This is a genomic window from Aurantiacibacter odishensis (assembly GCF_003605195.1).
Taxonomy (GTDB): Bacteria; Pseudomonadota; Alphaproteobacteria; order Sphingomonadales; family Sphingomonadaceae; genus Alteraurantiacibacter; species Alteraurantiacibacter odishensis.
The window spans coordinates 423,852-447,521 of record NZ_QYOS01000025.1; the positions used below are offsets into that span (position 1 = coordinate 423,852).

The window sequence follows — 23,670 nt, forward strand, 5'->3', positions numbered from 1 at the left end:
TCAGCGATATTCAGGATTGGGCCAGCCGGGCTTGTTCCCGTCGCCCCAGTCATCGGCCACGTTTCCGCAAGCGGGGTAGCCGCCATTGTCTTTCAGCATGCGCGCAGCATGCAGCAGGTTGAATGCCATGAAGGTGGTGTTCTTCTGGGTGAACTCGTTGGCGAAACCGGCGCGGCTGCCATCGTCCATTTCGTCACCGTATGAAGGGCCGGGGCCTGCTTCGCCGATCCAGCCGCAATCGGCCTGCGGAGGGATGGTCAGGCCCACGTGGCTCATGGAATAGAGCACGCCTGCAGCGACGTGCTTGATGCCGTCCTCGTTGCCCGTCACCACGCAGCCGCCGACCTTGCCGTAAAAGGCGTATTGGCCCTCGTCATTGGTCTGGCCGGAATGGGCATAGAGTTTTTCGATGAAGGCCTGCGCCAGCGAGGATTTCTCGCCCAGCCAGATGGGTGTGCCGAGGATGACGATATCGGCCTCGAACACGTCGGGGGAGAGTTTGGGCCAGTCGTCGCGATCCCAGCCGTGCTCGGTCATGTCGGGATAGACTCCGGGGGCAAGCCTGTATTGCGACAGGCGATGGCGTTTTACTTCGACCGACTGGGTGGCAAGGATTTCGGCCACCACGTCTAGCAGGGTGTCTGTATGCGATGCCTGTTCGGGCGGTTTCAGCGTGGCATTGAAGATCACCGCCTTGAGGTCCGAGAAGTCGGTCTCGCAGGTGTCGCAGATCTGCTGTTGCTTCTCATCCAATGCCATGCCGTGTCCTTCGTTTGCCTATGGATAGGCAAAGTCTGGCGAGGGCGCCCGTTCCGCAAAACAGCACTTTCCTACAAGATGTCCGCCGTGCTTGGGGCCATGCCCCACGCTACTCGTGCACGGATGTATTTCATCAACTTGCCATGCCTCTCCAGCCCGCATAGAGCCGCCTCAAATCCAATCCGGAACTGAGGAGCTTCCGCATGAACACCAGGGAAATGACCGACAAGATCGCCGCCGGGCAGGGCTTTATCGCCGCGCTGGACCAGTCCGGCGGCTCTACGCCCAAGGCGCTGGCAGGCTACGGCGTCAGCGAAGACGAGTGGGACGGCGAGGACGAGATGTTCGCGAAGATCCACGAAATGCGCGCCCGCGTCATTACCTCGCCCAGCTTCGCCAGCGGCAAGGTGATCGGCGCGATCCTGTTCGAGAAGACGATGGACGGCGAAGTGGATGGCAAGCCGACCGCCGAGGCACTGAAGGATCGCGGCATCGTGCCCTTCATCAAGATCGACCAGGGCTTGGCCGACGAAGAGAACGGAGTGCAACTGATGAAGCCTCTCTCGAAGCTCGATGCGCTGCTGGAAAAGTCGGTGGCGAAGGGCATGTTCGGCACCAAGGAACGCTCCGTCATCAAGTCCGCGAACCCTGCCGGGATCGCCGCCATCGTCGCGCAGCAGTTCGAAGTCGGCAACCGGGTGATCGATGCAGGGCTCATGCCGATCCTCGAACCGGAATACGACATCAAGGCTCCGGACCGTGCCGAGGGTGAAGACATCCTGAAAGCTGAAATCCTTAAGAACCTCCAGACGCTGGCTGATGATCGCCAGGTGATGCTGAAGCTTTCAATCCCGGTGACGGCCAACCTCTACAAGGAACTGGTGGACCATCCCAAGGTGCTGGCCGTCGTGGCGCTGTCGGGCGGCTATTCGACCGAGCAAGCCTGCGCCGAACTGGAGAAGAACGACGGCATGATCGCCAGCTTCAGCCGCGCCATGCTGCAAGACCTGCGCGCACAGCAAAGCGACGAGGAATTCGACGCCACATTGGGCAAGGCCATCGATTCGATCTGTGCGGCCTCTGTCGCCTGATCTATTCGCTGGCTGAGTAGGTGAAGCGGTAGTCCTCTGGCGCGATCACTTCACCCGTCATCGCGGTGGGTGACGCGCTGGTCAGGGTCAGGCGGGCGCCGTGCGTTGCGTAGGGTTCGCCCAGAGTGAGGTAAGCGGTCTCCCGCCAGCCTGCTCCGTCGATACGGGTCAGGACGATGACCCGCCCAGCCCAGACGCAGCGGGCATTGGCGGGGCAGCGACTATCCTCGTGAATCTCCATCGGAGTTGCCACGAGATTGCCTGCCATGACGGGCTTGCCGAGTGGCACAGCGGTTCCCGCGCTGGCGGCGGGTCCGTTGGAAACGATCGGGGCATCAGGCACGGTGGCGCAGGCCGTGATTGTCGAGCTGAGCAGCAAGGCAGCGGCGAATCGAAGGTGCGAGAATAGTTTCATCGCTGCCAACTAATCCCGTCCTCGATGACGCGAATGTGAATATCGACGAACGGCTTTTCTGAGGATACCAAGACTTCCATGACTGACCAGTCATCCTGCCAGCTCTACCTGATCTCCCCGCTGGATGTGGGAGGCGACTTCGCCGACCGGCTCGACCGCGCGCTGGCCGCAGGTGAGGGACTGGCGACAGCCTTCCAGTTCCGCGTGAAGGACGTGGACCAGCATGAGGCGGCGCGCCTTGCCGCGCCCTTGCAGGAAGTCTGCGCGGCGCGCGACGTGGCCTTCATCGTCAACGACAGCGTTCCACTGGCCAAGCGACTGAAAGCCGATGGCGTTCACCTTGGCCAGGCAGACGGGGACGTGCGCGAAGCGCGCGAGGAGCTGGGCCGGGAAATGCAGATTGGCGTAACCTGTCATGCCAGTCGCCACTTCGCGATGGAAGCGGGAGAGGCCGGGGCGGACTACGTCGCCTTCGGCGCATTCTTCCCCAGCGAGACCAAGTTGAGTGATCATCGGCCCGAGCCGGAATTGCTGGAATGGTGGAGCAACCTGTTTGAAATCCCCTGTGTGGCGATTGGCGGGATCGCGCCCGGCAACTGCGCGCCCCTGGTGAAGGCAGGTGCCGATTTCCTCGCCGTGTCCCACGCAGTCTGGGGCGGCGACGAGGTGACTGCGATCGAGGCATTCAGGAAGGCGATGGCTTGAAGCCGCGCGTGAACCTTTGGCGTGCAATCGTTCCGGCCCTGATCGGCTGGGTGGGGGCAATCGGTTACTGGATCGCCTCTGGCCCCGATGAAGCGCCCGCTGCCCGAGCAGACGTGGCAATCGTTCTCGGCGCTGCCGTCGACGGAGAGGAGCCGTCACCAGTTTTCCGAGAGAGGATCGCTCACGGCATAACGCTCTATGAACAAGGCCGCGCCGGGAAGCTGTTGCTGACCGGTGCGCGAGGGGCGGGCGCGGGAATTGCCGAAAGCGAAGCGGCACGCAGGATGGCGCTCGCCGAAGGGGTGCCGGAGGAGGACATCCTCACGGAAAACGAATCCGTCACCACCATGCACAATCTTGTCGAGGCTCAACTCGTGATGCGCGATGCCGGTGCCGAAACCGCCCTGATCGTGTCCGACCCGCTGCACATGCGCCGCGCCATGGAAATGGCCGAGGCCCTCGGCATCGATGCCGGGGCGAGCGCAACGCCGACATCGCGCTATCAATCGCTCTCCACGCAGGCACCTTTCCTGCTGCGCGAGATTTACTTCATGCATCACTTCTGGATCTTCGGCGAATAGCCGGAATTACAGCAACTTTGGCACCAGCAGCAGCTTAGGATATAGTCGGCACGTCATGGCATCACCGCTCGTCGAGAAACTGCAGGTCGCCGCTGTCACTGCCACTCTGGTTTCGGCGGGGTGGATCGTTGCCGGCGCGTTCGTTCTGGACCGGGCGGAAACGGCGGAGATCGAGCGGGAAATCGCGGCCAAGCAGGTTCCTACGCCGCAGCCCAGTGCTGCGGACGAAAATGACGAAAGCGTTCCACGGGAAGATCGCAACGAGATTTCGAAGCCACCCGAAGAGGAGACGGCAACGCTGATGATCCCGGTGATCAACGTTTCCGCGACGGACCTCGTGGACACTTTCACCGACGAGCGAAGCGGCGGGACGCGTTTGCACGAGGCGCTCGACATTCCCGCGCCCGCGGGGACGTCGGTTCGGGCATCGGCCCCCGGCACGATCGAGCGGCTGTTCCGCTCCGATGCAGGAGGTAACACGATCTACGTGCGCTCCGAAGATCGGGAGACGATCTACTATTACGCACACCTTGCCGAATATGCGCCGGGCCTGAACGAGGGGCAGCAAGTGCGCAGGGGGCAGCGGTTGGGTACTGTGGGCTCCACCGGCAATGCGGAGCCTGACGCACCACACCTGCACTTCGAGGTCATGCGCACAACGCCTAATGCCGAATGGTGGGAACCGGCGACATCGGTCAATCCGTACCCGCTTCTGGTGCGTCAACAGCGCTGAGGCGCGCGGCTATTCTCCCTGGCGCACGCAGCGAAGGCGGCTTGGCTGTCCGTCCACGATCTTGCGCAGGAAACCGCGCGAGACGATCAGGTAGCTGTCGCCATTGCGCGGGCCGCTCGTCATGGTCAGACGGTCACCGCGGCGCAGGTAAGTTCCGCCGCCCTGCGCGGAAGAGTAGCGCGAGGCGCTGCGGATGGAAAAGCTTTCCTGCGGCTGCTCGATGCCGACCGCGCCCGCTGCGTCGCCCGGCAATTCACACACGTAGGTACCGCGCTCGATGGTATCCGGCTGGCCCTGACCAGCCGCAGGCATGGCGACGGCGAGGGCGGGGAGGGCGGCGACGAGGAAAAGCCTGTTCATGGTCGCTGCCCATAGCACCGCCGGCTGAGCGCGTCATGAACATCTGCCCGGCCCCCCTGTTCCCGCTTGCTGTCTGCGCTTGCCGCCGCGCCCGCCCTCGGGTAGTGGGCGCGCCAACTCCTGAAAAACGCAAGGCTAGCGATCATGAAAATCAGCGGCGTGGACATTCGTCCCGGCAACATCATCGAATATGAAGGCGGCATCTGGAAAGTTGCCAAGATTCAGCACACACAGCCGGGCAAGGGCGGCGCCTACATGCAGGTCGAGATGAAGAACCTGATCGATGGCCGCAAGACCAACGTCCGCTTCCGCAGCGCCGACACGGTGGAAAAGGTTCGCCTCGATACCAAGGACTACCAGTTCCTCTACGAAGACGGCGACATGCTTGTGTTCATGGACACCGACACCTACGAGCAGATCAACCTGCCGAGCGACCTTCTGGGCGATGCGCGCCCGTTCCTGCAGGACGGTATGCAGGTCTCTCTGGAATTGTGGGAAGAACGCCCGATCAGCGTCCAGCTCCCCAGTCAGATCGAGGCCGAGATCGTCGAGGCAGACGCCGTGGTAAAGGGCCAGACGGCATCTTCGAGCTACAAGCCTGCCGTGCTCGACAACGGCGTTCGCATCATGGTGCCGCCGCATATCGAAAGCGGCACGCGCATCGTCGTGGACGTGTACGAGCAGAGCTACGTCGGGAAGGCTGGCTAAAGTCCCATGGCTGCAATTTCAGGTCTTATTCGCGTGATGGAAAAGGCTGCCCGCAAGGCGGGTGGCCGGCTTCGTCGCGATTTCGGTGAAGTCGAGCACTTGCAGGTCAGCCGCAAGGGTCCGTCGGACTTCGTGTCCAAGGCGGATCAGGCGGCAGAGCGTATTCTTTGGGATGAACTGAAGGCTGCTCGCCCCGGTTGGGGCTTCCTGCTGGAAGAAGGCGGCGAAATCGAAGGCGACGAAGGCCAGCCGCGCTTCATCATCGATCCGCTTGATGGCACCAGCAACTTCCTGCACGGCATCCCCCATTTTGCGATCAGCATCGCGGTTCAGGAACGCAAGCTGGGTAGCGACGACTGGGGCGATGTGGTTGCCGGGTTAGTCTACCAGCCGATCACCGACGAGACGTTCTGGGCGGAGAAGACGCGCGGCGCATGGCTGCATGATGGCCGCCTGCGCGTTTCGGGCCGCCGTCACCTGGATGAAGCGCTGATCGCCACGGGCACGCCCTATCAGGCGCATGGCGATTTTGCCGAATGGGCACGCATTTTCGGCGCTGTCGGCCCGAAGGTCGCCGGTATCCGCCGCTTCGGCTCCGCCGCGCTTGATCTCGCATGGGTCGCCGCTGGCCGTTACGACGGTTTCTGGGAAAGCGACCTTTCGCCCTGGGACACCGCCGCCGGGTGCCTGCTCGTGCGCGAAGCGGGCGGCTTCGTTTCCGACTATCGCGGCCGCTCGCAGCCGATCTGCGACAAGCAGGTGATTGCCGGCAACGACCAGATGCATTCGCGCTTGCACAAGCAGATCGCAGCCGCGCTAAAGTAGCGAAGCGGTAGCGCGCATAAGCAATTGCCGCCGCGCGCAAGTAAGGCTAAGCGGCCCCAACTGTCCGGTACGCCTCTGTGGCGGAATTGGTAGACGCGCTCGACTCAAAATCGAGTTTCTTCGGAAGTGCCGGTTCGAGTCCGGCCAGAGGTACCAGGCAGGAATCTTCTATTGAAATCGCAGTTTTCCGCGATTTCGCTTGATCTTGCCGCCGGGCTTTGGGATTTGTCTTGGCGACCGTGATCGAAGTCCCATCCTTTCATGCCATCGCCGCAATGGTGCTTACGGTCGGCGTATTCATCGCCTTCGCGCGGGGACGCGTGTCGACCGAGATCATCAGCCTACTGACGATCGCCATCATCGCCGTGGGGCTCTATTTCTACCCTCTCCCGCACACCCAGCCGACCGACGGCCTGGTGCTGGCTTTCGGCGGGTTCGGCCATTACGCGCTCATCACTATCTGCGCGCTGATGATCATGGGGCGGGGGCTGGTAGTCACCGGCGCGCTCGAGCCTGCGGCGCGGGCGCTGGAACGCGTCTGGAAAGTGAACCTTCAGCTTGGCCTATTGGTGTCGTTGCTGCTGGCGCTCTGCCTTTCGATGATCGTCAACGACACGCCGGTGCTCGTCCTGTTGCTGCCGATCTTCGTCGCGCTTGCCCAGCGCGGAGCCATGCCCGCTTCCAAGACGTTGATACCCCTGAATGCCGCTGTCCTGATCGGGGGGATGGCGACCACTATCGGCACGTCCACGAATCTGCTGGTCGTCGGGATCGCACGCGACCTGGGGATGCCGCAGATGTCGGTGTTCCACTATACGCCGATCGTGCTGATGGCCGCGCTGGTGGCGTTTCCCTATCTGTGGCTGGTCATGCCGCGATTGTTGCCCGACAATTCCGTGGATCAGCAACAGTTCGAGCGGCGATTCTATACCCGCCTTCGCGTCACTCCGACCAGCGACCTGGCGGGCAAGCATTTCGACGAGATCGTCGATCGCCTGCCCGAGGATTTCCGTTTCGAGGAGCGGCCAGACGGCACTTTCGAAGTCGGTCAGCGACTGCTGATTTCCGGAACCCACCGTGGCCTGGAAGATGCCATGCGCGTGCTGCGCGGAGAAGTGGCCCCGAACTGGGTGGTGGATCGTATTTCCCGCCGCTCGCGCACGCAGGGAGAGGATATCCAGGTTGTCGAGATGGTCGTGACCGCCGACAGCCGCATTCTCAATCGCACGCTCAGCAGTTCCGGCATCGCTGATCATTACGGCGTGGCCGTGCTGGGAATTCATCGCCCGGAGCGCCTGATCGGCATGCAGTCGCCCGGCTCTGCCGAGATTCGCTTTGCAGAAGGCGATGTCCTGCTGGTGACGGGGCTCCCTGACGGTCTGGCTGCGTTTGCTTCGGGCGACAGCCTGCTGCAACTAGAGGGTGCCAAGGTCGTGCCGCGCCGGTCCAAGGCAACGCTTGCTGCCGTGATCATGTTCGGTGCCGTGGCGCTCGCGTCCGTCGGCATTCCGTGGATCGGCAGCGATGGTTTCTACCTGCTCAAGATGCCCATCGCCATTTCGGCGCTGGCAGGTGCGATCCTGATGTTCGTGACCGGATGCGTGAAGTTCGACCGGGTGGGAAGGGCGCTTTCCGGCAAGGTGATTGTTCTCGTTGCCGCATCCATCGCCATCGGACGCATTATCCTCGACAGCGGGGCCGCGGCGTGGCTCGGCGAACTGATGGCGCTGGGCTTGCAGCACTTGCCTCCCGCAGGCGTGCTGGCGGCGATCATGCTGTTCGTGACGCTGCTCACCAATTTCGCATCGAACGCGACGGCGGCCACGGTGGGCACGCCCATCGCTTTCAACATCGCAACGCAACTTGGTCTGCCGCAGGAGCCGCTGATCCTGGCCGTCCTGTTCGGCTGCAATCTCTGTTACGCGACCCCCATTGCATACCAGACCAATATGCTGATCATGGCGGAGGGGAACTACTCGTTTGCCGATTACCTGCGAACGGGGGTACCGCTGGTGCTGATAATGGTGACGACGCTCAGTATCCTGCTGGTTCTGTCCTACGGAATGTAGCGATCAGGCCGGGTCAGCTATCGCTTCCACCGTGCCCCATTCGCCGGGCTGATGCAGCCTCGATCTCGCTATTTTGCGCATTGCGATCGACATCCTCGATCGCTCCGGCTGCGACATAGAGCGCGCGCAGGCGTTCGTATTCCTTCTGGGATAGGGCTGCCACCTCTTCCGGTGTCATGTTGGGCAAGGGCTGCCGATGTGTGCTGACGGCGCGTTTGGCGATTGAGGAGCGGTTTCCGCCTTCCCCGCCGGGGCTCATCATCGGTGCGCCAAAGCCGCCTCCTTCGCTGCCAAAGCTTCCCTCGACCCTGGGTTCCGCTCGCGCCAGGCGACTTTCACCGTAGGCTGGTACGTCGCCGGACTTCGCCTCGGCTGCCGTCGCCTCGAGATCGGCCTGCTCGCCTGCTGCGCGCTGGTCCTCGTCGGCGAACATGGCGATTGCGGCCGTCAACACGATCGTGGCGGCCGCGAAGTGCTTGTACAGCTTGGCAGGTACGGGAGGCTTTGAAATTTTCGCCATGCCGCGCACATAGAACGCCATGTTTTAACCCTATCGTCGAGGGCGTGGTTAATTTGCGGTTAGCCGTGAAACAGCGGGCCAGACGGAACTCTTTTCGCGACAGTCGATTTTACCGCAAAATCACAGGAGTCTGCCATGACCGAAGAACGTATTACCACGACCGAGACGCCCTCGGGTAACACGCACACGACGACCACTGTCGTGCGGGACGGGGAAACTTCGGGAGGCGGCACGAAGTGCGGCCTCATCCTGGGTCTTCTCGTGCTGGCCGTGGTCGCCTTTGTCGTTTTCTCCCAGATGAGCGACGCCGAGATCGCCAAGGACAACGCCGTGGCAGATGCCGCGACAAGCGTTGGCGATGCCGCTGGCCAGGTGGGCGATGCTGCGCAGGATGTGGGCAACGCGGCGCAGGATGCAGCGGAGAACATTTCCGAATAACTTTACAGTCCCGCCAGGGAGAGACTGTAAAGTTTACCGACATTTCATACCTCGCTGTTAACCCAAGCCATGAACCGGAAATCCCTCCGGTAATTGGTTGGTGCAGCGATGGTTCGCCTGTTCAAACATTACGTTCCCCACGCCGTTCTGCTGCTCGGCGTGGTGGACCTGATCCTGTTATTGCTGGCAGCAGACCTCGCGTGGGTATTCAGGGCGGGCCAGATCGGCACCGACGCCGGAACGCTGGTCACCCGCATTGGCGCGCTCAGCGGCTTTGCGGCGACGACGCTTGCCGCCATGATCGCCGTGGGCGTTTACGGGCCTGAAGCTCTTCGATCCATGCGTTTCGCCTGCGCCCGCCTTCTGGTGGCGATCAGCCTTGCGATACTCGCCCTGGCGTTGCTCGACTTTATCCTGCCCGGCCATACCTATTGGCGCTCCACCCTGCTTTACGCGATGGTGCTGGCGACTGTCCTGCTGGTCCTGAATCGCACCCTCCTCGGCAACCTGCTGGGCACTTCGGCCTTCCGCCGCCGTGTTCTCGTGCTGGGTACCGGCCCACGTGCACAGCGTCTGAAGGCGCTGTCCGAAAAGGAAGGCAGCAGCTTCAGGATTGTCGGCTTCATCAGCATGACCCAGCCGAGCGAACAGGTACCCGAAGCCGTGCAGCGTTCATCGATTTCGGATCTGTCGGCCTATGTTGCCGGGTTGGGGGCGAATGAAGTCGTGCTGGCGCTGGAGGAGCGGCGCAATTCCCTGCCGCTTAAAGACCTCTTGCGCGTGAAAACGACCGGGGTGCATGTAAACGAATTCTCCAGCTTTCTGGAGCGGGAGACGGGGCGCGTCGATCTCGATACGCTCAACCCGAGCTGGCTGATCTTCTCGGACGGTTTCTCCTCCGGACGTGCCATTTCTTCAGTCGCCAAGCGGCTGTTCGACGTTCTCGCCAGCGCTCTGTTGTTGCTGCTGACGTTCCCCGTCATCACGCTGTTTGCGATGGTTGTGAAGCTCGACAGCAAGGGGCCGGCGTTCTTCCGGCAGAAGCGTGTGGGGTTGTACGGCCAGACCTTCGAGATCGTGAAGCTTCGCTCCATGCGGATCGATGCAGAGAAGGATGGTGCGAAATGGGCGGAAAAGAACGATACGCGCATTACCCGCGTCGGCGCATTCATCCGCAAGGTGCGGATCGATGAATTGCCGCAGGTCTGGACCGTTCTCACCGGGCGGATGAGCTTCGTCGGGCCTCGTCCCGAAGTCCCGACCTTCGTCGACGATCTGGATGACAAGCTGCCGTATTATGCGGAACGGCACATGGTGAAACCCGGCATCACAGGGTGGGCGCAGATCAACTATCCCTACGGAGCTAGCATCGAGGATGCGCGCCACAAGCTGGAATACGATCTTTACTACGCGAAGAATTACACGCCATTTCTTGATCTGCTGATCATGTTGCAGACGCTGCGCGTCGTGCTGTGGCCGGACGGTGCCCGGTGACGGCGTCGTTCTGGAATCTCGTCAGCGATCTGGCTTTCCTGGTCGTTGCCTGCTGCGCGGTGACGCTGGCCCTGTGGCTGGCCACCAGCCAGCGAGCGCACGGACCGGCTATAAACGCCTGCGCGGCTGCGCTTTTCAGCTCTGCGCTGTGGGCGTTCTGCGTCTTTGGGCTGGGCGATGCGCATGTGGCGACCGGCTTTCTCGGGATCGTTTGCAACCTTGCGTGGCTCTGGATGCTATATCGGCTTTTCGGACATGGAGACCGGGACAAGCGCCTCGGCCCGGTAAGGCCGGTGGTGTTTTCGCTCGGCCTTGTGGAATCGTTGCAAGTTGCCCTGCTTTTTGCCGGTGCCCGTTTCTCATCCATGCCGGAAGCATCAATGCTGCTGCTGGAATTCGGGATCACTTTCCGGTTGCTGTTCTGCATCGGAGCGCTCGTCCTCATTCACAACCTTTATGCCGGTGCTTCCGCGCCGGCGCGTCAGGGGTTGCGCTGGCCGGCCTCGGCTCTCGCAGTCATCTGGCTCTACGATCTGAATTTCTACACCATCGCCTACCTCGGCGATGGCCTGCCAGTCATGCTGGTGGAACTGCGCAGCGTTGCGCTGGCCTTTGTGTTGGCCCTCCTTGCGATGGGCACCGTTCGCAGCAAGGGGGAACTGCTGTTCCGCCCTTCGCGCAGCTTCACGTTCCAGTCCTTCTCCCTGCTGCTGATCGGGGCCTACCTGGTGGTGATGGTCGTGATCGCCCAGGGTCTGACCTATATCGGCAGCGATTATGACCGGATCCTGCAAACAGGGTTCGTGCTGCTGGCCAGCGTCGTCGCCCTGACGGTGCTGCCTTCGAAAAGACTGCGCGGCTGGCTTCGGGTAACCGTTTCGAAAAACCTTTTTCAGCACCGCTACGATTACCGGGCCGAGTGGCTGCGCTTCACCGATACGATCGGCCGCGCAGGGCCGCAGGCTGCGCCGCTGCCGGAGCGCATCGTGCAGGCCGTGGCGGATATCACCGACAGCCCGGCAGGCTTGCTGCTTACTCCGCGGGAAGAGGGCGGGCTGGCGTTGGAGGCGCGCTGGCAATGGCGCGATATCGAGGTGCCGGCACTTGCCATCGATGCGCTGGGCGCGCGTTTCCTCTCCGAAAACCAGTTCATCGTCGATCTGGATGACGTGCGCGCGGGCGAGGAAGCGGCCGTGCCCGAAGTCGCCACGCCAAAATGGCTCCTGGAAGACGAGCTTGGCTGGGCGCTGGTTCCCCTCCTTCACTATGAGCGCCTTGTCGGTGTCGTTGTGCTGGCCCGCCCGGCGGTGGCCCGTCGGCTGGACTGGGAAGATTTCGACCTTCTGCGCGTCGTCGGGCGGCAGCTGGCCAGCTATCTTGCCGAACGCAACAGCCAGAATGCGCTGGGAGAAGCGCAGCAGTTCGATGAGTTCAACAGGCGCATCGCCTTCGTCATGCACGACATCAAGAACCTGGCGAGCCAGCTCTCCCTGCTCGCCGGCAATGCGGAGAAACACGCCGACAAGCCCGAATTCCGGGCGGACATGATCCTGACCTTGCGCAATTCGACGGACAAGTTGCAGGCGCTGCTCGCAAGGCTCGGACGCTACGGTAGTCACCCCGCGAAGGACCGCGAGGAGGTGGCGCTCGACCGCCTGCTGGAACGCATCGCAGCGCAGTACGCGGGAAAGCACGAGATCGTTTTGCCGCGGAGCGCACCCTGCAAAGTTAAGGCCGACGCCGAGAGCCTGGAACAGGCACTGGTCCACCTAGTACAGAATGCGATTGAGGCGAGCAGCGAAAAGTCGCCCGTTTTCCTCGACCTACGGAGCGAGGGGAGCAGCGCTATTGTCGAGGTGGTGGACTCGGGAGCCGGCATGAGCCCCGATTTCATCCGGACCAAGCTTTTCAAACCCTTCCACTCATCCAAGTCCGGCGGCTTTGGAATTGGAGCGTTCGAAGCGCGCGAACTGGTGCGGGCCATGGGTGGCCAACTGGACGTGGAGTCCCGCGAGGGGCTTGGCACACGCTTCATAATCCGCCTGCCGCTCAGCGAGACGGCAGACCTGATCCGAACAATGAACGCCAAGGAAGAAGCCAGCGAGGTTGCATGATGGCTGATCAAACTCCCAAGCTCCTCATCGTCGAAGACGATGCCGGTCTTCAGGCCCAGTTGAAATGGGCCTACGAGGATTTCGAAGTGATAATCGCGGGCGACCGGGAGAGTGCCATTGCGGCGCTGAGGTCGGAAGCGCCGCCTGTGGTCACGCTCGACCTCGGCCTGCCGCCCGATCCTGATGGTACGAGCGAGGGCTTTGCCGTGCTGGATGCCATCATGGCGTTGAAGCCGGACACCAAGGTCATCGTCGCATCGGGCCACGGTGCCCGCGAGAGCGCGCTGAACGCCATCGAGCGCGGTGCTTACGATTTCTACCAGAAGCCTGTCGACATCGACCAGCTCGGCCTGATCGTCCGGCGTGCCCTCAACCTGCACCGTATCGAGGAAGAGAACCGCCGCCTTGCCGCGAAGTCCGGGGAAGGGAATACGGTGCTCGGCGGCCTGATCACGTCGGCACCCGAAATGGTCAAGGTTGCGCGCACGATCGAACGCGTGGCGAATACGAACGTCTCCGTCATGCTGCTGGGCGCCAGCGGCACGGGCAAGGAATTGCTCGCTCGCGGCGTTCACGAGGCGAGCGAGCGCAGGGAGGGCAACTTTGTCGCCATAAATTGTGCGGCCATTCCAGAAAACCTTCTGGAGAGCGAGCTATTCGGGCACGAGAAGGGTGCCTTCACCGGCGCTGTGAAAACCACGGAAGGCAAGATCGAGCTGGCCGATGGCGGCACGCTGTTCCTCGATGAAGTCGGCGATATCCCGCTGCCGTTGCAGGTCAAGCTGCTGCGCTTCCTGCAGGAACGCACGATCGAGCGCATCGGCGGGCGCAGCTCCATCGCGGTGGACACACGCATCGTCTGCGCAACGCACCAGAACCTGGAAAGCATGATCGCCGATGGCCGGTTTCGGGAAGACCTGTTCTACAGGCTGGCCGAAGTGGTCGTGAAGATTCCCGCCCTGGCAGAGCGTCCCGGCGATGCGACGCTCCTGGCGAAGGTCTTTCTCAAGCGCTTTGCGGACGAAATGAACCCATCGGTCACGGGTTTCGCGCCCGATGCGCTGGCGGCGATCGACGGGTGGAACTGGCCTGGCAACGTGCGCGAGCTGGAAAACCGCGTGAAGCGGGCGGTCATCATGGCCGATGGCAAGCTCGTGACGGCAGAGGATCTCGACCTTGGCGATGCGGAGGAGGAGGATGCGCAGGTGCTGAACCTCAAGAGTGCGCGCGAGAAATCCGATCGCAAGATGATCCGGCACGCGCTGGCGCGGAGCGAGGGCAATATCTCGAGCACGGCCAAGCTTCTCGGCATCAGCAGGCCGACGCTGTACGACCTGATCAAGCAATACGACTTGCAGACCTGACACGCCAGCGGCACAGCGCGCGGCAATGATTGCGCGCCTGAAGACCCTGTTCGACCCGCTGGTGAGGCTGCTTCTGCTCGCCATCGCGCTGGCTACCGTATTTCCGGTTACCGGTGAGGGCCGGGCCGTGGCCCGCGTGGTGTCGGACGCGGCTATCTTCTTCCTGTTCCTGCTCAACGGCCTGCGCCTTCCGCGGGAGCAGGTACTGCACGGCATGCGTAACGCGCGGTTCCTCTTGCCGCTGATCGTCTGGGTGTTCGGCGTCATGGGACTGGCAGGCCTGGGCCTCTCACGGCTTGGCGAGGGGGGCTTGCCACCGACCGTTGCCCTTGGCCTGCTGTTCCTCGGTCTCCTGCCTTCTACGGTACAGTCGGCGACGGCATACTGTTCGATCGCAGGTGGCAATGTCGCCGCCTCGGTCGTTGCGGCGGGCGTCATCAACATTCTCGGCGTTTTCGCGACCGCGCCGTTGCTGTCGATGGCAGCGGGCGGCGATGTCGGGATCGACCTCGCGGGCCTTCAGCGCATCGGCCTGATCCTGCTGCTGCCGTTCGCCATCGGACAAGTGTTGCAAAAACGGCTGGGGCACTTCGTGGCGGAGAACAGGACCCTGCTAAGCTGGGCGGACCGCAGCGCCATCGCGATTGCCGTCTACGTCGCTTTCTCGGCTGCGGTGGAGCAGGGCCTGTGGACTCTGGTCAGCCTGTCCGCCTGGGGTTGGCTGGCGCTCCTGATCGGGGCATTCCTGCTCCTGGGGTTCGCCGGATCTTGGCTGACTGGCGGGGCGCTTGGACTGGCGAGGGGAGACCGCATCGCCTTCCTGTTTGCGGGCGCGCAGAAAAGCATCGCGCTGGGCGCGCCGCTTGCCAGCGTCCTCTTTCCACCGGCGACCGCAGGTCTCGTGCTGCTGCCGGTGCTGGCCTACCATCTGGTGCAGATGGTCATTTCCGCTCCAATTGCAGCGAAGCTCAGCCGGGCGTAAGCGCGTCCTTCACTTCTTCCGCCTCGCGCCGGTTATGGCGCAGGGACCACCAGAAGGAGAGGCCGATCAAGGCACCGCCGATCAGGCCGGTGATCGTCTCGGGAATGTGCAGCACGGCTGAGGTCAGCATGATCGCGCCGAGCACGATGATCGCCCAGAATGCGCCGTGTTCCAGGAAACGGTATTCCGAAAGGGTGCCCTTTCGCACCAGGTGAATGGTCATCGAGCGCACGAACATGGCCCCGATGGAAAGGCCCAGCGCGATGATGATCATGTTGTTGGAGAGCGCAAAGGCGCCGATGACGCCGTCGAAGCTGAACGATGCGTCGAGCACTTCGAGGTAGAGGAAACCGCCAAGGCCGGAGCGCATCACTTCGCCCGAAGCGTTCTTGCGCGTCTCCTCGCGCATGTTGAGGTATTCGCCCAGCGCATCGACCGCGATGTAGGTGACGAGGCCCAGAACGCCTGCCGTCAGGAACGTGAGCGCTTCCGCATCCGGCAATTGCAGCGAGATTACCCATAGGACGAGAAGCAGCGCGCCGATTTCGATAGCGGGCAAAACGGCGACCTTAGACAGATTTCGTTCGACCACGCCGATCCAATGGACTTCCTTGTCCGCGTCGAAAAAGAACTTGAGGCCAACCATCGCGAGGAAAGCGCCGCCGAACCCGGCGATGCCAATATGCGCCCCTGATACGATCTCCTCGTATCGCTCGGGATCATTCAGCGAGAGGTCTATCGCCTGCATCGGCCCGATACCTGCCGCAATCGCGACAATCGCGAGGGGGAAAACAATACGGGTGCCAAACACTGCAATCGCAATACCCCAGACGAGGAAGCGCTGCTGCCATTTCTCGTCCATCTCCTTGAGAATGGAGGCATTCACCACCGCGTTGTCGAAACTCAGTGAGATTTCGAGGATCGAGAGGATGAAAATGATCCACATGATCTCCAGCACGCCCGAAACCGTTCCGGTGCTGGAAATGCCGTACCACAGGCCGAGCGCGAAGCAGGCCGCGGTGAAGACGAGCGAGAACTTGTAGTAGCGCAGCAGGGTCGCCATGCGAGTGGTGGTCCGTTGCTAGAGAGATTGGGCAGGCAACGCCCCTAGGGCGTGAAAGGTCCGAAGTCTATTTCGGCTGATACAGCTGGTCCGGGCCGGGGAAGCTTCGATCGCGCACTTCGCCTGCGTACCTGGCAGCCGCTTCCGAAATGGTCTCTGCCAGATTCTCGTATTTCTTCACGAAGCGCGGCACCCGCTCGAACATGCCCAGCATGTCGTCCACCACCAGCACCTGACCATCGCATTTGGCGGAGGCGCCGATGCCGATCGTGGGGCACGAAACAGCTTCGGTCACCGCGATGGCAATGGGCTCGACAACGCCCTCCACGACAATGGCGAAGGCCCCCGCCGCCTCAAGCGCCTTGGCATCGCCGACGATCTTTTCAGCCTCGGCATCGCTGCGCCCCCGCGCGGCGTAACCGCCCAGCACGTTCACCGCCTGCGGGGTAAGGCCGACATGGCCCATCACCGGGATTCCGCGATTGACGAGGAACTCGACCGTCTCGGCCATCGCTTCGCCGCCTTCCAGCTTCACCGCGGCCGCGCCGCTTTCCTTCAGCAGGCGCGCCGCGCTGTCAAAGGCGTCCTCCGGCGATGCCTCGTAGGAACCGAAAGGCATATCGACCACGACGACCGAGTGATAACTGCCGCGAACCACGGCAGCGGCATGGTTGGCCATCATCTCCATGGTGACGGGAATGGTGGAGGGCAGGCCATAGATCACCTGTCCCAGTGAATCGCCCACCAGCAGCAGGTCGCAATGCGGATCGAGCAGCTGCGCCTGCCGCGCCGTGTAGGCGGTAAGCATTACCAGCGGTTCCGCGGTAATGCCATCGGCCTTGCGATCGCGGATTTTCGGCACCGTGAGCCGGCGCATCGGCTGCGGCGTCGGGTTGGCGCGGCTGGTGGATGTGTCGAGTTGGAAAGTCGTGGACATGGGCGTGCCTAATCTGAGCCGAAGGGTATGACGTGAAGGCGCGATAGCGCGCCCAGCCAAGCAATTGCAATGCACTGCGCCGGGCGCGGCGAGGAGAGTGACCCCTCGACGCGGGCGCAAAATAGTTGCATGACGCCACCAATTCGGGTCGAGAGGACAAGATTTTATGGCACTTTCGCAGTCGGGCGCCACCAGGGATCACTGGTCGTCACGAAGCGCGTTTATCCTTGCGGCGGTCGGCTCCGCCGTAGGACTTGGCAATCTCTGGCGCTTCCCGGCAGAGGCCGGGGCCAATGGCGGCGGCGCTTTCGTACTGTTCTATATCGCCTGCGTCCTGCTGATCGGTCTCCCGATCCTGCTGTCGGAAACCCTCATCGGGCGACACGGGCAGTCGGCCGCTCCTGAAAGCGTGCGCCGTGTCGCCAGCGCGTCGCGCGCAAGTCCGCGCTGGGATATCCTCGCCGGCATTGGCGTGCTCGCCGCCTTCATGATCCTCAGCTTCTACTGTGTCGTGGGGGGCTGGGTTCTTTACTACATCGGCGTTTTCATCGGCGATATCTTCACCTCTGGCGTAGTTGGCGGAGCATTCGCGAACCAGTCGCCCGAGGCAATCGAGGCGCTGCTTCCGAACCTGTTCGCGAATGGCCCGATGATGGTCGGCATGAACTTCGTGTTTCTCGTGGTCACTCTGTATTTCGTGGCCCGCGGTGTCAGCGGCGGGATCGAGATTGTCGCCAATTACATGATGCCCGCGTTCTTCATCCTGCTGGTTGCCATCACCGTCTACGGTGCGTTTGGCGGAGCGTTCGGGCAGACGCTGGACTACCTTTTCACCTTCGAGCCCGAGAAGTTGACCGGACCCGTCATGCTGGCAGCGCTGGGGCAGGCGTTCTTCTCACTATCGCTGGGCGTGGCAGGCATGATTACCTACGGCGGCTATGTCGGTCGTAACGTGAACCTTGCGGGCACGTCAGCAATCATCGCCAGTGCCGATACCGTGGTGGCACTTCTGGCCGGCCTGTGCCTGTTCCCGATCGTTATCGCGGCCGGTCTGGCCGTGGGTGCCGGGCCGGGCCTCATGTTCCAGACGCTGCCGCACGCGTTCCAGGAAATGCCGTTCGGCTCCGTCGTCGGGCTGTTGTTCTTCGTAATGGTCGGTTTTGCAGCGCTCACCAGTTCGGTCGCGCTGCTGGAAGTGCCGACCGCGTGGATTATCGACCGGTTCCGCATCGTGCGCCCCCTGAGCGCGATCATTGTTGCCGCCGGTGCCATGGTGCTGGGCGCACTTGCAGCACTGTCGTTCAACGTGCTGTCGGACTGGCATCCGCTGAACTTCATCCCCGTGTTCGAAGGGCAGGGCTTCTTCGACGTGCTGGACGGTCTGACAGCCAAGTTCCTCATGCCCATCGGTGCCATTCTCACGGCCATTTTCGTTGGCTGGATTGCCGATCGCAAGCTGATCGACATGGAGAATGGCCTGGGCGGTGCGCTGCACCTGTTCTGGCTGTTCCTGGTGCGCTTCCTTTGCCCCATCGCGCTGGTCGGCATCCTGGTGGTGGGAATCTTCCCGGACCTGTTCGGCTAACCCGCAGGAGCGACACATAGAAAAAGGGCCGCTGCTCCATGTGAGCAGCGGCCCTTTTCTCGTGCATCTGGGCTTTTAGAGAACGGTTTCGGTATGTTCCTCACGCGCATCTTCGCGCACGTCGAAGCCGAAGAGCATCTTGGCATTGTCGACAAAGCCAAGGTCGCTGTTCCAGATTTCCGCTTCGCCAAGGTCCATGCGCAGCATCAGCAGGTTGGGATCATCCTTGCCGCCGGGGAACCATGCCTCGACGATCTTGCTCCACTGCTTGTCGAGACGTTCCTTGCTGGTTTCTTCACGCAGCGTGCCGCCGAAGCGGGCGAACATGTCGTGTCCCTTGCTTGAGAAAGTGGCTGTGGCGGGGCCGCCATTGGCAAAGGTGTGGTCCTTGGTGGTGAAGAACCAGATAGTGCCGTTGGCATCCTTGTCCAGCTGCGCCGTCATCGGCACGGCGGTTTTCGGATCGGCATCCAGCTCGAGAAAGATGAACGGGCTGTCGGCCAGCGATTTCCAGAATTTCTGTTTGAGGTCGTGTGTCGAGGTCATGAGAGTCTCCTTTGCCCAATCAACGATAGGGGCGGGGGTGTGGTTCCGACCTTGCCCGAAGGTCCATAGTGGAACATAATAGGAACACAGGAGTCGATTCGTCATGGACACCAGCACACTGCCGAAAGCGGCGGAGCTGGCCACCCGTGCTGCCCGCAATCCCCGCTGGCAGCCGGACGCGGCCTTGCCTCTGCACAGCGAGATATTCGCCCCCGCCACGCAAGGCGCCGGGGCAGGGGCGGCGCTTGCCTTTGCGCAGCAGGCCTTGCGTGCGGGTGAAACTGACTCGCTGGAGGAGCGCAGCGTGCTGTGGGTACAGGATGCACGGGCTATCAAGCTGGGCGGGCGTCCCTACCGCGCGGGCCTGCCCGAAGCCCTGCGCCACCGCCTGATCCATGTCGCCGCCAAGACACCGGAGGACGCGCTGTTTGCGATGGAGGAAGGGCTGCGCTGCCGTGATCTTGCCGTGGTGGTGGGGGAAGTTGCGGGCAATCCGCGCGCGCTGGATTTCACCGCCTCGCGCCGCCTGACCCTGACAGCGGAAAAGCACGGCATCCCGCTGCTGCTCGTCCGCCTCGATGCCGAGGCCGATCTCAGTTCCGCCCGGATGCGCTGGCGCATGACGAGCGCGCCGTCTTCCCCGCCGCGCTGGAACGTGGCTGCGCCCGGTCGCCCGGCCTGGCGCGGCGAACTGTTTCGCGCCCGTGCCCACCCTCCCGGAGAATGGATCCTGCGCGATGAGCCAGAACGCCTCGCCGCAGAACGAGTCCCAGAGACCACCGCGCCGGATCATGGCGATCTGGTGCGCGGACCTGGCGCTCGATCGCTGGCGGCACTCTGAAAACTGTCAGCGCGGAGAGGGGCCGGATTCCGCCCCGCTGGCGCTGATAACCGAGACCGCTCACGGACCGCGTATCGATGCCGTGAACCCCGCTGCGCGCGCTGCGGGCGCGGCGAAGGCCATGATGCTGGCCGATGCCCGCACCCTGTGCCCGTCGATAGAGGTGCGCCCCAGCGATCCTGCGGGCGACCTCGCTTTCCTCGAACGCCTCGCCCTGTGGGCCATGCGCTGGGGTCCGTGGAGCGCGATGGACGCACCCGACGGCGTGCTGGTGGACGTGACCGCCGTTGCCCATCTGTTTGGCGGGGAGCGGCGCCTGCTGGCTGACGTGGAGGCCCGTTGCAACGCCCGCGGCCTCACCATCCGCGCAGCTATCGCGCCCACCGCGGGGGCGGCCTGGGCGCTGGCGCATTTCGCGGCATCCGGCGCAATCCTTGGTCCCGAGGAAGACCTGCAAACCCGCCTTGCCGACCTGCCGGTGGCGGCCCTGCGCCTCGACAACGATGTGCTGCTCGTCCTCAAGCGCCTTGGCTTGAAACGGCTGGGCGACCTTGCCAGCATCGAGGAAGGGCGCGATGGTGCCGGAAGCGGGCGCGATGCCATCCAGCGCCGCTTCCGCAACCGCAAGTCGCCCGCTGCCAACCCGCTCGTCCGCATGGACCAACTGCTGGGCCGCGTGCCGGAGCCGCTGCTGCCCGTCGTCCCCGTCACCGCGCCGATGGTGCAGCGCCGCCTGCTGGAGCCGATCCGCCACCGCCAGTTGCTCGACACCGTGGTGAGCGATCTGGCGCAGGACATGGCGCGCACGCTGGAAGCCAAGGGGGAGGGCGCGCGCCGCCTGCAACTGGGCCTGTGGCGCGTGGACGGCGAAGTGCTGGTGCGCGAGCTGGAGATGGCCGCCGCCACCCGCGATCCCGATCACATGGTCCGCCTGTTTGCCGACAGGCTGGACGATATCGACGCAGGGTTCGGCATAGAGATGCTGCGCCTGCGCGCCTCGTGGTCGCAGCCGCTGGGGCTGGACCAGTCGGACCTGGAAGCGGCGGCGGAGCAGCACGGCACTTCACTGGCGGCCTGCATGGATCGCCTCACCACGCGCCTTGGCACGCAAGCGGTGCAGCGTCCGGTGCCGCGCGCCAGCCATATTCCCGAACGCGCGCAGGGCTGGCAACCGCCACTGGAGCCCGAACCTGCCGAACAGCACCAGCTCGCCTTCCATACCCGGCCCCTGAAACTGCTGGAGCGGCCAGAGCGAATATCTGTCCTCTACGCCGCGCCGGAGGGTTATCCCCGCCGTTTCAGCTGGCGCGGCGAGGTGTGTGAAGTGGCCCGCGTGGAAGGTCCGGAACGCATCGCGCCCGAATGGTGGCGCGAACGCGGCACGGCCCGCTTGCGCGATTACTACCGCGTGGAGGACGAGGCGGGTCGCCGCTACTGGATCTATCGCAACGGCCTGCCGACTGACGGGCGTGGAGGGATGCCGGACTGGTATTTGCAGGGACTGTTCGCGTAAGCATTCAAACGGGTAGGTCTTGACCCGGCGATCCAAGACAGGGGGCTAGACTAGGCAGATAATGCCAGACGTTTCTCAAGCCACCGTCGCACAGGCACGTCATACCATCTGTAGATTGCCGCCGACGCAAGCACGAGCGCGATGCTGGCGCACAGGACCGCGACTACCGAACCTTCGGCCAGCTTTATCACCGGGTGGTGAATTGCGTACAGCGGATAGGAAAGATTGCCGAGCCAGACAGCCAGGCCATTTGATGCCGGCTGCAAGTGCGCCAGAACGAAGATCGCCAGGGGAAGCACGACCGTCACGACCAGCAGTTCGAGCAGCGGGCTGCCAGGCTGCAAGAACGTTACCGCAACGATCGTAAGGCAACACCAGACTGCAAGATAAGTGCTGACCGGATGGCGCCGGCGGCAGAGATAATAGATCACGATTCCGGCACTGAACCCGAAGGCCGTCCGCCCGAGGCCGACGCCGAAAGCACCGCTGAAGAACCCGAGATCGGCAGTCCCGGCCTTGAGAACACCGAGCGCGAAGACGAGCAGACCGACGAAGAAGAATGCGGCCAGCATCAATTTTCCAAAGCGATGAAACAAGCCGAAAGCAACGCTGGCGATCGCTTCAAACAGAAGTGACCAGAGCGGTAGGTTTGCAGGGTAGAGCACCCCGTCCGCCTCCGGTATCAGCAGAAGCGTCTTCAATGATCCGCCATTGATGGCGAGGCCGACAAGCGCTCCGAGGAACATTACAGGGTAGAGGCGTATTGCCCGCTTGAGCAGAAAGGACGAGATCTCCTGCCTGCTGTGCAAGCGACCGCGGTAAGCATGGGCAAGGACAAAGCCGCTCAGGATGAAGAACAGGTCGACGGCGAGATAGCCTGCCGGCACGAGCCGATCTCCGTGATAAAGCACGACGGCGATTGCAGCGAAGCCGCGCAGGAGATCGAGCATGTAGAAGCGCTCGTCCGCAGAGACTGTAGGCTGCCGGGCCGCAGAAGCAGAAGCCAGGCCATCAATTACACTCGGAACAGTCCGGCTTTGCATCTGAAAATCCCTACGACCTCGCCGCCTCTCGCGACGCAGGGAATACCCTTAGAGCAAAGGGGTTAAGCCAAGACGAATCGTGTCAATGCTACCGCACCGGCCGCTCTCCGTTGATCGTCACGCGGTGCATGATCCGCCGGTGCCCGTGGTAATCGTTCAACGCGTAATGGAGGCAGGCGCGGTTGTCCCAGAAGGCGACGTCGCCTTTCTGCCAGCGCCAGCGGCAGGTAAAGGGCTCACGTGTCGCCTGGTACATCAGGTAGTCGATGATGGGGCCGCTTTCTTCCTCGGTCTGGTCCTTGAGGCGCGGCGTATAGGCACCGCTGACGTAGAACAGCTTGCGCCCGCTTTCGGGATGGGTGCGCACCAGCGGGTGCTCAACTTCATAATGCGCCGCCTCAGTGGGAGAGGAGTTCATCGAACTGTCCTTGCTCCAGTCCATCGACTTGGTGCCGTAGATCAGTGCGGGCGTGTGGATCACCGTCAGCGGATCGATCATCGCGCGATAGCCGGGCGACAGGTCCTCATAGGCAAGATAAAGGTTCGACCACAGCGTGTCCCCGCCCACGGGCGGTACCTCCTTGGCGTAGAGGATGGAGCCGAGAGGTGGCTCTGGCAGGTAAGTCACGTCGCCGTGCCACGCACCGCCGAAATTGCGCGTGTCGGTGGGCTCCTGGCGCACCTCGATGATGTCGGGATATTCCTCCATCCCCTTCACCTGGTCATGCTGGTTCAGCGTGCCGAACCGCCTGGCGAATGCGAGGTGCTGCTCGGGCGAGAAATCCTGTTTGCGAAAGAAGATCACCTGATGTTCGATGAGCGCGCGGCGAATTTCGGCGATGGTGGCCTCTTCCTGCTCCGTCGCGATGTCGACTCCGCCGATGATGGCGCCCAGCGCGCCAGCGTAAGGCGTGACGGTGATGTGCTCGTATTCACCGCCAAGGTTTTGCGGACTGACACGGCGACCGGCGATAACGACCATGA

General features: G+C 62.8%; 24 protein-coding genes and 1 tRNA gene. 16 read left to right on the forward strand and 9 right to left on the reverse strand.

All coding sequences use genetic code 11. The features are described 5' to 3' along the window. Positions 1-759: a flavodoxin family protein gene (locus tag D4Q51_RS13955; protein ID WP_120078434.1), complete on the reverse strand. Its 759-nt coding sequence runs from the start codon at positions 757-759 to the stop codon at positions 1-3. Between the two features lie 203 nt (positions 760-962). On the opposite strand from D4Q51_RS13955, the gene D4Q51_RS13960 reads away from it, so the two are divergent. Next, positions 963-1,850 (forward strand): fructose bisphosphate aldolase, encoded by an 888-nt coding sequence (locus D4Q51_RS13960; RefSeq protein ID WP_120078435.1) that lies wholly within the window; start codon positions 963-965, stop codon positions 1,848-1,850. Between the two features lies 1 nt (position 1,851). Here D4Q51_RS13960 and D4Q51_RS13965 read toward each other — a convergent pair whose 3' ends face one another. Then, positions 1,852-2,265 carry a hypothetical protein gene (locus D4Q51_RS13965; protein WP_120078436.1) on the reverse strand — a complete coding sequence of 138 codons (414 nt, stop codon included), beginning with the start codon at positions 2,263-2,265 and terminating at the stop codon, positions 1,852-1,854. Between the two features lie 78 nt (positions 2,266-2,343). On the opposite strand from D4Q51_RS13965, the gene thiE reads away from it, so the two are divergent. Genes thiE through D4Q51_RS13980 form a run of 3 tightly spaced genes read left to right on the forward strand, consistent with a single transcriptional unit; the run spans position 2,344 to position 4,284 of the window. Beyond that, positions 2,344-2,970: a thiamine phosphate synthase gene (gene thiE, locus D4Q51_RS13970; RefSeq protein WP_120078437.1), complete on the forward strand. Its 627-nt coding sequence runs from the start codon at positions 2,344-2,346 to the stop codon at positions 2,968-2,970. A gap of 8 nt (positions 2,971-2,978) precedes the next feature. Then, positions 2,979-3,551, forward strand: a complete 573-nt coding sequence (locus tag D4Q51_RS13975; protein ID WP_205689504.1) for a YdcF family protein — start codon at positions 2,979-2,981, stop codon at positions 3,549-3,551. A 55-nt stretch (positions 3,552-3,606) separates the two neighbouring features. After that, on the forward strand, positions 3,607-4,284 hold the full coding sequence (locus D4Q51_RS13980) for a M23 family metallopeptidase (protein ID WP_120078439.1): 678 nt from the start codon (positions 3,607-3,609) through the stop codon (positions 4,282-4,284). 9 nt (positions 4,285-4,293) lie between these two features. Here D4Q51_RS13980 and D4Q51_RS13985 read toward each other — a convergent pair whose 3' ends face one another. Beyond that, positions 4,294-4,644 carry an elongation factor P gene (locus D4Q51_RS13985; protein ID WP_120078440.1) on the reverse strand — a complete coding sequence of 117 codons (351 nt, stop codon included), beginning with the start codon at positions 4,642-4,644 and terminating at the stop codon, positions 4,294-4,296. Positions 4,645-4,788: 144 nt separating this feature from the next. On the opposite strand from D4Q51_RS13985, the gene efp reads away from it, so the two are divergent. The 4 genes from efp (at position 4,789) to D4Q51_RS14005 (ending at position 8,246) form a co-directional block, all read left to right on the forward strand. Further along, positions 4,789-5,352, forward strand: coding sequence for an elongation factor P (efp, locus tag D4Q51_RS13990; RefSeq protein ID WP_120078441.1), 564 nt, complete (start codon positions 4,789-4,791; stop codon positions 5,350-5,352). Positions 5,353-5,358: 6 nt separating this feature from the next. After that, complete coding sequence (locus D4Q51_RS13995) at positions 5,359-6,177, forward strand: inositol monophosphatase family protein (protein WP_120078442.1); 819 nt, start codon at positions 5,359-5,361, stop codon at positions 6,175-6,177. A gap of 71 nt (positions 6,178-6,248) precedes the next feature. Continuing rightward, a tRNA-Leu gene (locus D4Q51_RS14000) sits at positions 6,249-6,333 on the forward strand. 83 nt (positions 6,334-6,416) lie between these two features. Next, positions 6,417-8,246: an SLC13 family permease gene (locus tag D4Q51_RS14005; protein WP_205689505.1), complete on the forward strand. Its 1,830-nt coding sequence runs from the start codon at positions 6,417-6,419 to the stop codon at positions 8,244-8,246. A 13-nt stretch (positions 8,247-8,259) separates the two neighbouring features. Here the strand turns inward: D4Q51_RS14005 and D4Q51_RS14010 are convergent, their stop codons facing one another. After that, a complete protein-coding gene (locus tag D4Q51_RS14010; protein WP_162925342.1) occupies positions 8,260-8,766 on the reverse strand; it encodes a hypothetical protein in 507 nt (168 codons plus the stop codon). Positions 8,767-8,901: 135 nt separating this feature from the next. Here D4Q51_RS14010 and D4Q51_RS14015 point away from each other — a divergent pair, with 135 nt between their 5' ends. From D4Q51_RS14015 to D4Q51_RS14035, 5 genes are all read left to right on the forward strand, one after another. Next, the gene (locus D4Q51_RS14015) at positions 8,902-9,204 is read left to right on the forward strand and encodes a hypothetical protein (protein ID WP_120078444.1); all 303 of its coding nucleotides are present in this window, start codon (positions 8,902-8,904) and stop codon (positions 9,202-9,204) included. Between the two features lie 108 nt (positions 9,205-9,312). Further along, entirely contained in the window at positions 9,313-10,698 is a 1,386-nt protein-coding gene (locus D4Q51_RS14020; RefSeq protein WP_120078445.1) for a TIGR03013 family XrtA/PEP-CTERM system glycosyltransferase, read from the forward strand. Continuing rightward, a complete protein-coding gene (prsK, locus tag D4Q51_RS14025) occupies positions 10,677-12,812 on the forward strand; it encodes an XrtA/PEP-CTERM system histidine kinase PrsK (RefSeq protein WP_120078446.1) in 2,136 nt (711 codons plus the stop codon). The genes D4Q51_RS14020 and prsK overlap by 22 nt, the downstream gene beginning before the upstream one ends. Next, the gene (gene prsR / locus D4Q51_RS14030) at positions 12,812-14,176 is read left to right on the forward strand and encodes a PEP-CTERM-box response regulator transcription factor (protein WP_120078774.1); all 1,365 of its coding nucleotides are present in this window, start codon (positions 12,812-12,814) and stop codon (positions 14,174-14,176) included. The genes prsK and prsR overlap by 1 nt, the downstream gene beginning before the upstream one ends. Positions 14,177-14,201: 25 nt before the next feature. Next, a complete protein-coding gene (locus tag D4Q51_RS14035) occupies positions 14,202-15,158 on the forward strand; it encodes a bile acid:sodium symporter family protein (protein ID WP_120078447.1) in 957 nt (318 codons plus the stop codon). On the opposite strand, the gene D4Q51_RS14040 is transcribed toward D4Q51_RS14035, so the two are convergent. Together D4Q51_RS14040 and panB are read right to left on the reverse strand one after the other, a co-directional pair. Continuing rightward, positions 15,145-16,221, reverse strand: coding sequence for a DUF475 domain-containing protein (locus D4Q51_RS14040; protein ID WP_205689506.1), 1,077 nt, complete (start codon positions 16,219-16,221; stop codon positions 15,145-15,147). The genes D4Q51_RS14035 and D4Q51_RS14040 overlap by 14 nt on opposite strands. 67 nt (positions 16,222-16,288) lie before the next feature. Then, a complete protein-coding gene (panB, locus tag D4Q51_RS14045; protein ID WP_120078448.1) occupies positions 16,289-17,158 on the reverse strand; it encodes a 3-methyl-2-oxobutanoate hydroxymethyltransferase in 870 nt (289 codons plus the stop codon). 166 nt (positions 17,159-17,324) lie between these two features. Here panB and D4Q51_RS14050 point away from each other — a divergent pair, with 166 nt between their 5' ends. Then, on the forward strand, positions 17,325-18,743 hold the full coding sequence (locus D4Q51_RS14050) for a sodium-dependent transporter (protein ID WP_120078449.1): 1,419 nt from the start codon (positions 17,325-17,327) through the stop codon (positions 18,741-18,743). 75 nt (positions 18,744-18,818) lie between these two features. On the opposite strand, the gene D4Q51_RS14055 is transcribed toward D4Q51_RS14050, so the two are convergent. Then, positions 18,819-19,289, reverse strand: a complete 471-nt coding sequence (locus tag D4Q51_RS14055) for a pyridoxamine 5'-phosphate oxidase family protein (RefSeq protein ID WP_120078450.1) — start codon at positions 19,287-19,289, stop codon at positions 18,819-18,821. 103 nt (positions 19,290-19,392) lie between these two features. Between D4Q51_RS14055 and D4Q51_RS15885 the strand changes: the two genes are divergently transcribed. Next, entirely contained in the window at positions 19,393-20,130 is a 738-nt protein-coding gene (locus tag D4Q51_RS15885; protein WP_205689507.1) for a recA-like protein, read from the forward strand. Continuing rightward, complete coding sequence (locus tag D4Q51_RS14065) at positions 20,081-21,643, forward strand: DUF6504 family protein (protein ID WP_120078451.1); 1,563 nt, start codon at positions 20,081-20,083, stop codon at positions 21,641-21,643. Before D4Q51_RS15885 ends, D4Q51_RS14065 begins: the two co-directional genes overlap by 50 nt. Before the next feature lie 50 nt (positions 21,644-21,693). Here the strand turns inward: D4Q51_RS14065 and D4Q51_RS14070 are convergent, their stop codons facing one another. Continuing rightward, positions 21,694-22,593 (reverse strand): acyltransferase family protein, encoded by a 900-nt coding sequence (locus D4Q51_RS14070; RefSeq protein WP_162925343.1) that lies wholly within the window; start codon positions 22,591-22,593, stop codon positions 21,694-21,696. Between the two features lie 181 nt (positions 22,594-22,774). Then, positions 22,775-23,668, reverse strand: coding sequence for a TauD/TfdA dioxygenase family protein (locus D4Q51_RS14075; RefSeq protein WP_120078453.1), 894 nt, complete (start codon positions 23,666-23,668; stop codon positions 22,775-22,777). Positions 23,669-23,670 lie beyond the last annotated feature (2 nt).